A 10820-nucleotide genomic window follows, 5' to 3' on the forward strand; every position below is an offset into this window, starting at 1 on the left:
TTGCATTTATCAATATTACTCACTATTTTTGTACATTAACATTCTTAAATATATAGAATATGAAAAATTTCGTTCACTTCACATTTATAATATCTCTTTTACTCGTTTTTTCTGGTTGTTCGAAAGACAACGATGAGCAAACTCTTATGATCAACACTTTCTATCAATATCCTACAAGCCCCCATTTAGGTAAAACCATAGCGTCCCCCTCATTGGTTGTCATTTATGATTATTCAACAGCTGCAAAATTTGATAAAGACCAATCAAGGCAAAGTCTAAAAAAAATGTATCGGATCACACTTCCCGACGGGAGTACGCCTGCACCACTATATAGCAGTTCCCCCAATACTTCCGGAATCTATACATTCGATAATGTAAAAAACGGAAGATATATGGTATTCGTCCATTTCAGTCCCGATGGACAATGGATCGATTATTACGGATATAAAGAAATCTCTATAAATTCGAAAAACAGCAACTCTTATGATTTGATACTAAATCGAGAAGGTAAGTATCGGTATCAATTTATAGCCCTTTAATTAAAGAGCTATAAATTCTCAATATTAGGAAAACTTTTACAGGATAATAGCAGATGCATCTTTCTCTATCTCCACATCACAATTCCCCATGTTATCTAACAACACGACTACATAACTCGAAGCTTTTATATGAACTTTTGAACCATACATAAGTACGACTTTATGAACTTTCGTATTATCCGTATAGATTAACGTCGCATCCGTATCACCTACTAACGCAACCTCCGGCAGGTCTTTACAAACAATCGTACCGGAATCGATCCAAATACCATAATCCAATACTTTATCCCTAATATCCCTGAAAGTTAATAAAGAAGGGAAATTTTTTGTCTTGCAAAACTCCCGACCTTGTGAAGAAAAGAATAATTTTACAAGTCCTTCCCAATCTGTAACCTTACTAACCTTATCACATGCTCCCAATAAGGCAGCCTTTGCCATTATCGTCTCTAATGTTTCCATATCAATGCATTATTAAACTTTTTGTATTCATTTTTACCTCTTCTATATCTTGCGCTATTTTTTGGATAGGTTTTATTATAGATCCTGTATTCTGACGGATTTCCTGCAATTCAAGATAAGAATTTACCTGTATCGTACGCACCTCGTCAGCTATATTCCGCATATCCCAAAGATCGACCCGGATATCTCCGACATTCGTATTCAACAGGCCGATCAACTCGGTCTGTGCTCCCGTCTGTAACAAGATATTCTCTCCGGAAATCTGCAAGGCGGTAAAGCGACCGTTCAACTCCGCTCCGGTATCTTGGCTCATTGTTTCGAAGCCGCTCTTATTACTTCCCTGAGAAGTCACCTCTTCACCTCCTGAAAGTATTTTATCGAACCATGGATCTGAATATTGTTTTTCAAGATATTCATACAAAGTATCTAAATCCGAAGTTATGCTATTCCACTCTTTCTCATCTATTTTTTTATCTCCACTACTAACATTATACCGTATTCTCCCCCTATTTTCCCTCTTATCTGTACTTCCATACAAAGCAGAAGAGATCTTTTCCATAACACCTTCAACACCTTTAGACATATCATCTTCTATCATTTTAACAACAGCATTTCTAACCATATTATCCAATACATCTTTCAAAGAAGCAGCCTTATCCTCTCCTGCAGACCAAGCATTTACATAAGCATCAGCAAAATTACTAATAGCACTTTGGACATCCTCACCAAATATTGCCTCAATAATTCGATCTTTATTATCCTCAATTGTTCGATCTAACTCATATATTTGTTCCCGCATCTCCTTAATTCGATCATCATCTGTATATTTTTTCGACTCTTCCTCTTTCATCTGATTTTGAACAAGAGTTTTTTGTTGTTCAAGCAACCGATTTTGCTCTTCAAGCAAATTTTTAGCACTACCTCCAAAAGCTTTTTCCAAAGAATTGCCAAGATGATCATACGCTAATGAAAGGGAATCGATTTGATCCTGCATTTTCTCAATATTCAGTTCTTTTTTCTTGTCTTTCCATTGAGCTATATTTTTTATAAGCGAAACAATGCCGGATATTGTTTCACCTACAGCCCCAACAATATTTCCGCTTTTCAAATTTTCCCATGCATTCCCTGCATGTTGAGAAAATTCAGATACCAGATTCATGAACTCTCCGAATTTCCCAATCCCTGTATCTATGGAAGTCTCATTTCCAACAGCTTCAAGCATCTCTTTAAAAGAAACCGTAACTTGCTGGATACCTTGAACCGTCTGCCGTACACCTTTTATTCCCATATCTGCAATAGAAATACTATTGCCCGTATTCTGTCGAAAAACGGTCAATGCATCTCCCGCTTTTTTAAACATATCAGAGGCTACCTCAGACTCTCTACCTGCTGCAGAAAAACTATCCGCCAATAAACGAACATCCGAAACAGAATCTTTAAAACTTTGAATATTTTCCACAATCTGTTCCTCTGCTAATCCGCTCTCAATACCTTTTTGCCGGATTAATTGTTCAATATATTCATCCGTCATCGCATTCAAATCGGTCTGTTCTCCCGTCAATCTTTCCACATAGCTATTTAAGTTTTCTGTAGCAATAGCCAATTCTAATTCTACGTTTCTCTTTTTCTCCGTGGCCTCTATTGCCCACTCTTCCGCCTTATTATATTCTTGCTGAAGTCGAATACGCTGCTCAATAAGTTCCGGAATACCTCCAAAAATCTGAGTCCAATTATTTTGCCTATCCAATGATTCCGCCCTCAGTTTATTCAAAGCTTCCATATACTCATTCAAATTATCAGCATTCAGATTTTGTGCAGCTGCCCCCTTCAACCTTTCCATCTTCTGCAAAAGAGAATCGATACTTTCTATAGAAATCTTGTTCAGATTTTTAAAAGTATCCGAAAAGTTCAGTTCTTCCTTAAATTCATTAAAGCTCAAAGCCGATAAATCATCTCTCTTCTCCTTTTTCGCCTGAGCTATAGCTCGATCTATAATATCAGAATTATCGCTTGTCCGTTGCTTCTCTAAGAATTTTATATCCTCATTATAAGTACGTTCAATATCTTCTCTTTGTGCAGTAAAATCTTGATACTTTTTTAAAAGGTCAGCAAAAAGTTCTTTCGCATCAGCCCTCTGTTTATCAATTACTCTCGTATTTTCACTTCTATCAGGATTCTCAACAACATATTCATTCTCCACTTCAGTTAACTGTTTCGGTAAATTTTTCTCTGGTCTTTCAGCATAGGATGTTCCCGTAAACGCCTTTAAAACCGAATGAAATTTTTCTATTTCTTTTTCTTTCTCCTTTATTGCTGCAAGAGCCTCATCTTCACTGCTAAATGTCACCTTTTCATCCCGGATATCTTGAATCTCACTTTTTAATCTCTTTATTTCTTTCAAAGCTGTATCCACAGAATCCGTAATACCTTTATATTCTTTTTCAGCCGCTCCAAAAGAGTTCTGAACACCTAATAATCCAAAAGATTTATTGATATAATCAATCTCCTTTTCCATAACTTTTCGGCCATCAACAATATCGTCGATCAGAGACTTCAATTTATTACTTATACTCTTTACATATGCTTTTCCTCCAAACATAGCACCCATCTCAGGCATATTAAACTTTTCGATCAAAACATTCATTCCTTTCGAAAAGTTGACATTTTTCCCAAAGTCGAACTGTTCGACAAACGTTTCAAAAAAACCCTCTCCCTTATTTCCATATTTTTGTAAAAACAAATTCCTAATATCTTTTATACGAGCCGTATATAAATCTGCATATTTATCAGATGCACTTTTTGTAGCAGTTGCTACAGCCCGAACTTTAGCAGACTCCATTGCCGCTTCAGATACAGCCTTATAAGCTGTCTCAACATCGCTAAGACTTCTTACTTCTGCATTCAAGCCATCTAAATATTTGCCATAACTATTAATAATAATGTCTTTTGCCTTTTTATATTCAATAGAACCGATTTCTGCATTTTTTAATTTTTCAAATAAAATGTCAATCTGAAGTTGTTCCGAAACAATACTGTTATTTAATTCAGAATTATACTTCTTAACATCCTTCAAAACATCTGTAATGCCCAAAATACCTCTTCCCCAATCTACAATCTTATCCTTATAATCTATTAAGAGAGGAATACCGACAGTCAATATAGATTGCCAACTAAATAAAGACTTTCCAAGTTGTTTCCATAATGAAACTGTCGCCTGCCCATCAATTGAAAGATTCTTATCTACTTCTCTCATTTTATCGACTTTCTCAACTACTGAAGACAAATTCTCATTTATCGATTTAAAGATCGGATCAAAAGTCTGCGAAGTCGCAAACTTTTTCATCTCTATACCAATATCCTCCACTTGATCTATCTGAATCTGCTTCATCTCCTGTATCTTCCGGATCGTAAGATCGATCTGATCCTTATATTCATTGAACTGAGACATCAATCCCACCATACCCAAATCACTGCTTTTAAGGGTCTCCATAGTATGTTTCAGACTTTTTAGTTTTGTCTCCAGTTCTTCAATTTTCTTGTTCAGGGCATTTATTTCATCTTCATATCCCCCAAACTCTGTTATCGATGTATTTGCCATATTATTTTCTTTTTTTATATTTCAATATTTCTTTACCCGATTTATGTTCTATCTTAGTCCCATATACCGCATGCAGTTTATCTTTCTGCATAAGCAAAAGATTCTCATAAGGGATTTCAAGCACTTCTTTATAAGTAAGATGCAAAGTTTCCATAAAAGTAGCAATCTGCCCGATTGCCGTACAGTTACCGTTTACCTCTGTTTTGCCGCCATTGTCGCTACGTTCATCGTCAAGGCGGCACAGGCGAAAAAATCCCTGCCGTTCATCAGACTTATCGAAATTTCTATTGCATCTTTCAGCTCTTCCGGAGTCGCTTCTTCCAGCTCTGCGGCAATACGGTCTCGCTCCTGTTCCCAATTATCGACATTCCCGGCAATCAACGCCGCAACACCCCTCACAAGGTAAGGAGTTATTTCTCCTATTCCCGATAAAAAACCGATCATCGTATCACTACCCGGTAATTCTATATGCGAAAACTCATTCAAAGCCCGACATATCACTTTTATACACGGAGAATAGATTGTATACACTTTCCTCCCCGCCACTATCGTTTTATAACGATTTCCGATTACTGCATCCGTAACCAACTTTGCCGCTTCATTCATATCTCAAAAAACATTTCTAATATCTTCTTGAACTTTTTCTACTATCTACAACCTCAACATATCTAAAAAATAAAAAAGGCGGGCAGTTACGCCCACCCTTTTCCAGCCAAATCATTCCTATACCGCATTATTCAGCCGCATCGATCTCCGAACCGTTGAACCAAGCCTCGATTTCAAGCCCGTCAACTCCCGGCTCAATAGCCGTAGCCGAAACTGCCAAACCCACAGCACCGTCAGTATTAGCACCACGACCCGAAATAGAAGCTTTAGGAAAGACCACATACACATCATCCAAAGTTTTAGCGATAATGCATTTATAGATCATCTCGTCAGAAGCGGTTCTTCCCCATTTAGTATCGGTAGCATTACCTCCTTGCAAATCCTGCTTCGTGGTAAAATCGTATTCACCGATGGTAAAATTAACGACAACATCTCCGGCCTGCTTGGTTTCTCGATAAGTATTACCGGTCAGTTGATTTTTGTAACGGGTAATTGTCGCTTCCGCCTCTTCATAGTTCCATGTGTCTTGATGAACATTCAACACCTCTTTTGCCGAGGCTTTCGCGGTTTTCACCTCTGCGGCCGACAAACCGGTCTCGGATGAAGCTACTGTTGCAATAGGATCTGCATACCAAAGCTGTTTAATACCAACAGCCATCACTTTTTTCTCTGCCATAATAAATTAAATTTTAATGTTTATAGATAATATTTATTATTAAAAAAGATACAAGATTCAAAATTTCATAGATTCAGAATATAGACATATCCATGTAAACACCTCATTAATAAAGGTTATTTATCTTAAGGAACTAAGAATTTTTATCCTGATCTTTTTCTTTTTCGTGAAGCAAAATTAACAGTAGATCGGTATGAAATAAAATTTTTGATATCTTCTAAAATGACAATACGACAAATGTCAATCAAAATATGATTTCTATTTACTACGTAACCGAACATATATCAATAATAATCTAATAATCAACATATTAAAAAAATTACTAAATACGATTATTTTCTTTTTGAAAGTATTTTAGCCGATTTTCTATTTCACCATATAAAAAATCCACATCTTTTCTGAAATCCCGATAATTTTTATACCGAAAAGCCAATTTCCGGGAAAAGTTCGAAACAGAATTATGAGATTTGAGTCCAAGTACCTGAGCAATTGCTTCTCGCACACCATTAGCTATGCGACCACCGGCAAGACTTTCGATAGAGTATAAACGCAGTATGATAAACACAAATTTTTCCCGGTCTTCGAACAGCAACCTGCGACTCTTCTCCCGATCTTTCAAGAGATCTTTGAACCATTCATATATTGTCGAAATAAAACCGACATCTGATAGAACCGGTGTTGTCAACTCCCATTCACGAGCAGATAAACGAGACTTTTGTTCTCGTATAGTTTCTAATTCGGAAATCTCGCTAAACATATATCACAGTATTAAAAAATAAATATTTACAACTATCCATATCAAATAGGCTCTTCACCCTTAAAACCTTTTCCCCAAAGCATGGCGGAATACAAGGATTTCACATATAAATCAAACTCCCATTGCTCGGTTATAAAATCGACATCAAGGGCCGCATCCCATGCTTTCCGATACAAAAACTTCATTTTCTGTCTTTCCATTAATTATCCTCCTTCATAAAATAACTGTCGAAACAGACCTCAAAAAATTTTTTTTTATCATAATCTCGACTTAGAGCCTGTCTAAATTTTCCAATAGAAAAATATTATCAGGTCATTTTTGCGCTTTCTTCCGGTCTATCTTCCCGTTTTCCCTCGTCAGACAGCCCGTTATCCTCCTCCTAAAAACAGAAAAATATCCTCGAAAGAAACTCTCAAACCTGACCAAAGCAAAATTAAAACAGGCTCTTAGAATTGTTTTATTTACAGTTAATACCTATATTTGTAATTGTTAGCACAAATATACTAACAGTTAGCATAAATACAAACATATAGGTATAAATAGTTAGTATATTACCAATATTTAACAAAACAGTTAGTTTTTTTTTACGATGGAAGCATGGAGAAGAATACAAACTATTATGGAAGAAGAAGGACTAAACAAAAATTCTTTCAGCAAGGCCATAGGCATGACCAATAATGTCACGATCACACGCATCATCAATGAAAAACGCTCACCATCACGCAGTACATGTGAAAAAATAGCCAAAGCTTTTCCTAAATATAATTTACATTGGATGCTTACAGGAGAAGGCAATAGGTTAAACGGTTCAATAGACGAGTGCGATATTTTGTGTAATAATGACGCAAAAATCATTCCGGCCACAAATTTCATGAATGTTCCGTTAATCCCGGTACGGGCATCCGCAGGTTACTTAACAGGATATGGAGACACAGAATATATAGACACCTTACCTACCATACCGGTTATTGTCGACAGAACATATCATGGGAGATACAGGTGTTTCGAAGTCGATGGCGACAGCATGGATGACGGAACCCGAGATGCCATTTGCGATAAAGACATCGTACTCGGGAGGGAAGTAAAACAGGAATTCTGGAAATGTAAGCTACACATCAATGACTGGGATTTCATAATCATTCATAAAGACGGTGTCACCATAAAGCGTATCATTGAACATGATACGGAAGCCGGTATCATTAAATGCCATCCGTTAAATCCCATGTACAATGACTTCGAATTGAGCTTGAATGAAGTATATGAATTATATAACGTAATTAAAATAGTGGATCGAAGCACAAGAAGATAATATAAATATACCTGACCAAATCAATAAACAAACATATATATTTTTCAGAATCTTTTAATCCCCCAGCTATCGAACGAACGGCGTTTAGCTGCCCAAAGTGTCAATAAGACAGATATTAATGACGAAGAAAAGATCGTAATCATAAGCATAATCTGGTATTTGATCGCGACATTGGGACTGCTTCCGCCCAGTATCTGACCGGTCATAGTCCCCGGTAAAGCAACCAACCCCATGACAGCCATCGATGCAATAGTCGGATTAAATGATTTTATCAACGCTTCACGCATAAACGGCGCTGTCGCTTCACCTCGTGTCGCCCCGTTTGCCAATAAATAAAAATAAAGCTGGCGTTCTCGGTCAAGACTTCCATAAAAGACATTAAGAGCTATAACATTGGCCGAAAGCATATTGCCGAGTATCATACCGCTGACAGGAACAAAATAACGTGCTTCGAACAGATGATCTAACTTTATAATTATTCCTAAGAAATAGACATCTATAATACAGATAGAACAAAAAAACGCAACTATTACCGGGATAAAGAGCTGCTTTACCGGTAATTTAGTCCGCCCCAATACCGTCCACGAAGCTACACAAATCATAACAATCACCCACAACAAATTGATCCATGCCGAATTCCATGTAAACAAATATTCCAAATAAAAACCGATCAAAAACAATTGTAAAGTCATCCGACTTGCCGCAATGAGCGTATCCTTGACCAATCCCGTACGATAATAGGCCAATGCCGTCACAGGTATCAACAATAATAAAAAACCGAGGCACATGCTGCCCCAACCGATATCGACAATTCCGTTCATCTTTCTTCTCCTATTTTTATGCTGCGATCAAACGCCTGGATAAATCGCTCGTCATGCGATACGGCAACCATTGTCATACTCTTATAAGATTTCAAGAATACGATCAGCTTTTCAATAGAATCAGAATCTAAAGCCGACGTAGGCTCATCCAATAACAAAAGCGGTTTATCCAATAAGACCGCAATAGCGATCATAACTCGCTGACGTTGCCCTCCGGAAATCTCGACAAGATGTTTTGTATATATCTCCTGCTCCAGTCCCAAATGCCCGAATATATTTAAAACGGTTTGCTCTGCCGGTATTTTATTCCTATTTTGCCGGAGTATGAAAGGCGCAAACACACATTCCTTTACAGTGTCATAGGGTAAAGTAAACTCCTGAGGTACCCAAGCTATAAGACGACGAATATCCGATACAGTAGCACCGGTAAGCAATTGTCCGCCAACCCATATTTCACCTTCATCGGGCTGCACCAACCCTGCAATACTACTCAATAAAGTACTTTTTCCCGTTCCCGAAGCACCATAAACGACAACCTTTTCGCCTGAAGATACCTCATCCGAAAAATGAGTCATCAGAGGTTTCTCGTCATAGATGAATGTCACATCTTTAAATAAAATCATCCGCATCTTTTCTTTTTAAGAATACAAAGATAATTCATCCTGATATTTTCATCAATATAAGATTGACAAGCCTCCTTTCAAAATACATTTCAAGAATAAAAAACTCCCCGTATCCTTAAATACGAGGAGTAATTTCAAAAAAGTAACCGATGATTTCATTTTCAATGAAACCGATCAAGGCTCTACGATAGAACAGATACTTACCCGATTCCAATCCGGATCTGTAAACATATCTCCGATTCCTTGTCCTTCTGCCGTAATGCGATTTGCATTGATCTTATATTTTTTCACAAGAATGTTCTTTACTGCTTCAGCCCGAGCCTGAGCCAGCTTCTTATTGAATTCGAGATTTCCTTCAGGAGATGCATAACCTTTGATAATCACATTTGCCTCGGCATGCTTTTTCATATAAACGGCGACTCGCTCTACATTAGGTAATTGCGAAGCGTCAACTGTCGATCTGCCCTGTCGGAAGGTAATGATAGATTCCGGAATACGGCTGGTTTCTACCACAGTTTCTACTTTTACAGGACGATTGCGACAATCGGCCAACTCTTGCTGTAACATACCGATCTTTTGATTTGCATTGTTTACGACACTGTTTTTCTCGTTTACTTGTGTACGAAGATTATTAATAGAAGCGTTCAATTGATCGATTTCGGTCTGATTATAAGCTCTGACCTTCGTAAAATGGTGCTTTCCATTACTACCTTTAAAATGATAAGTTGCCCCGGCTGTCAATTCAAAAAATGCATTATTTGCATTAAAGCGGCTTTTTGCTCTATTAAAATCACCCTCCATATCATATACAATAGCGGGTTTAATCCCTAAAGTCCAAGCTTTCGTTTCTCCGAAATTAAAATTCAGATTCAACCCGAAACGGGTAGACCAAGAATTATCGTCATCAGAACCGTTTACATAATAATGCATCCAACCGATACCGGCCACCGCTTCAATTTCGAATAAACGGGGAGTACCGGGATAGCCTCCGAACAGATTCATCAAATTAAATTTGTTCAACAAACTGACGTCAGAAGCATCGATAGCATTTTTACTATCTGTCGTATTTATATACCCCATACCCTGAAACTCCATTCCGAAAATCGGAGTTAATTGTTTAGTTACTCCAAGTCCGAAAGTCGGACGGGCATCTTTAAAAAAAGAACTGTGAGTCAAAGGGGTTACCATACCCGCTTTGAGTTCTATAGACCAATTATCTCCTATTTTAGTACCTTGGAGAGCAGTCTGGTCAGTCTGAGCATTTGCTGCAAACGCGCTTATCACAAATGCTGATAAGATAATAGACTTTTTCATAATTAAAAATATTAATAGATAACTCGATAAAATTATTATATCTTGGATTTTATTTTTTGACTTTTAAATAACCGAAGACGCACTTCCCGCTAAATAGCAATCTTAATAGACTATCATC

The 10820-nt window shown here is 37.3% G+C and carries 12 protein-coding genes; 2 read left to right on the forward strand and 10 right to left on the reverse strand.

Annotated elements, in window-relative coordinates; all coding sequences use genetic code 11:
- The first annotated feature begins 59 nt into the window (after positions 1-59).
- Positions 60-539 (forward strand): hypothetical protein, encoded by a 480-nt coding sequence (locus AC1WHX_RS06950; RefSeq protein WP_147412171.1) that lies wholly within the window; start codon positions 60-62, stop codon positions 537-539.
- Between the two features lie 36 nt (positions 540-575).
- Here AC1WHX_RS06950 and AC1WHX_RS06955 read toward each other — a convergent pair whose 3' ends face one another.
- The 7 genes from AC1WHX_RS06955 to AC1WHX_RS06985 all read right to left on the reverse strand — a co-directional run bounded on the left by AC1WHX_RS06955 (position 576) and on the right by AC1WHX_RS06985 (position 6835).
- Positions 576-998 carry a hypothetical protein gene (locus AC1WHX_RS06955; RefSeq protein WP_122338324.1) on the reverse strand — a complete coding sequence of 141 codons (423 nt, stop codon included), beginning with the start codon at positions 996-998 and terminating at the stop codon, positions 576-578.
- A 1-nt stretch (position 999) separates the two neighbouring features.
- A complete protein-coding gene (locus tag AC1WHX_RS06960) occupies positions 1000-4596 on the reverse strand; it encodes a coiled-coil domain-containing protein (RefSeq protein ID WP_303116924.1) in 3597 nt (1198 codons plus the stop codon).
- Position 4597: 1 nt separating this feature from the next.
- The gene (locus tag AC1WHX_RS06965) at positions 4598-4750 is read right to left on the reverse strand and encodes a hypothetical protein (protein ID WP_195595633.1); all 153 of its coding nucleotides are present in this window, start codon (positions 4748-4750) and stop codon (positions 4598-4600) included.
- A gap of 38 nt (positions 4751-4788) precedes the next feature.
- Positions 4789-5202 (reverse strand): hypothetical protein, encoded by a 414-nt coding sequence (locus AC1WHX_RS06970; protein WP_122304197.1) that lies wholly within the window; start codon positions 5200-5202, stop codon positions 4789-4791.
- Positions 5203-5329: 127 nt separating this feature from the next.
- Positions 5330-5878: a hypothetical protein gene (locus tag AC1WHX_RS06975; protein WP_022391034.1), complete on the reverse strand. Its 549-nt coding sequence runs from the start codon at positions 5876-5878 to the stop codon at positions 5330-5332.
- A gap of 322 nt (positions 5879-6200) precedes the next feature.
- Positions 6201-6635: a hypothetical protein gene (locus AC1WHX_RS06980; protein WP_302545127.1), complete on the reverse strand. Its 435-nt coding sequence runs from the start codon at positions 6633-6635 to the stop codon at positions 6201-6203.
- A gap of 41 nt (positions 6636-6676) precedes the next feature.
- Entirely contained in the window at positions 6677-6835 is a 159-nt protein-coding gene (locus AC1WHX_RS06985; protein WP_195595642.1) for a hypothetical protein, read from the reverse strand.
- A 389-nt stretch (positions 6836-7224) separates the two neighbouring features.
- Between AC1WHX_RS06985 and AC1WHX_RS06990 the strand changes: the two genes are divergently transcribed.
- The gene (locus AC1WHX_RS06990) at positions 7225-7944 is read left to right on the forward strand and encodes a LexA family transcriptional regulator (protein ID WP_022391031.1); all 720 of its coding nucleotides are present in this window, start codon (positions 7225-7227) and stop codon (positions 7942-7944) included.
- Between the two features lie 44 nt (positions 7945-7988).
- On the opposite strand, the gene AC1WHX_RS06995 is transcribed toward AC1WHX_RS06990, so the two are convergent.
- The 3 genes from AC1WHX_RS06995 to AC1WHX_RS07005 all read right to left on the reverse strand — a co-directional run bounded on the left by AC1WHX_RS06995 (position 7989) and on the right by AC1WHX_RS07005 (position 10702).
- Positions 7989-8765, reverse strand: coding sequence for an ABC transporter permease (locus AC1WHX_RS06995; RefSeq protein WP_022599852.1), 777 nt, complete (start codon positions 8763-8765; stop codon positions 7989-7991).
- Positions 8762-9388, reverse strand: coding sequence for an ABC transporter ATP-binding protein (locus AC1WHX_RS07000; RefSeq protein ID WP_122338226.1), 627 nt, complete (start codon positions 9386-9388; stop codon positions 8762-8764). Before AC1WHX_RS07000 ends, AC1WHX_RS06995 begins: the two co-directional genes overlap by 4 nt.
- Before the next feature lie 174 nt (positions 9389-9562).
- Positions 9563-10702, reverse strand: a complete 1140-nt coding sequence (locus AC1WHX_RS07005) for an OmpA family protein (protein WP_122338217.1) — start codon at positions 10700-10702, stop codon at positions 9563-9565.
- Between the last annotated feature and the right edge of the window lie 118 nt (positions 10703-10820).

It is taken from the genome of Coprobacter sp. (assembly GCF_982436375.1).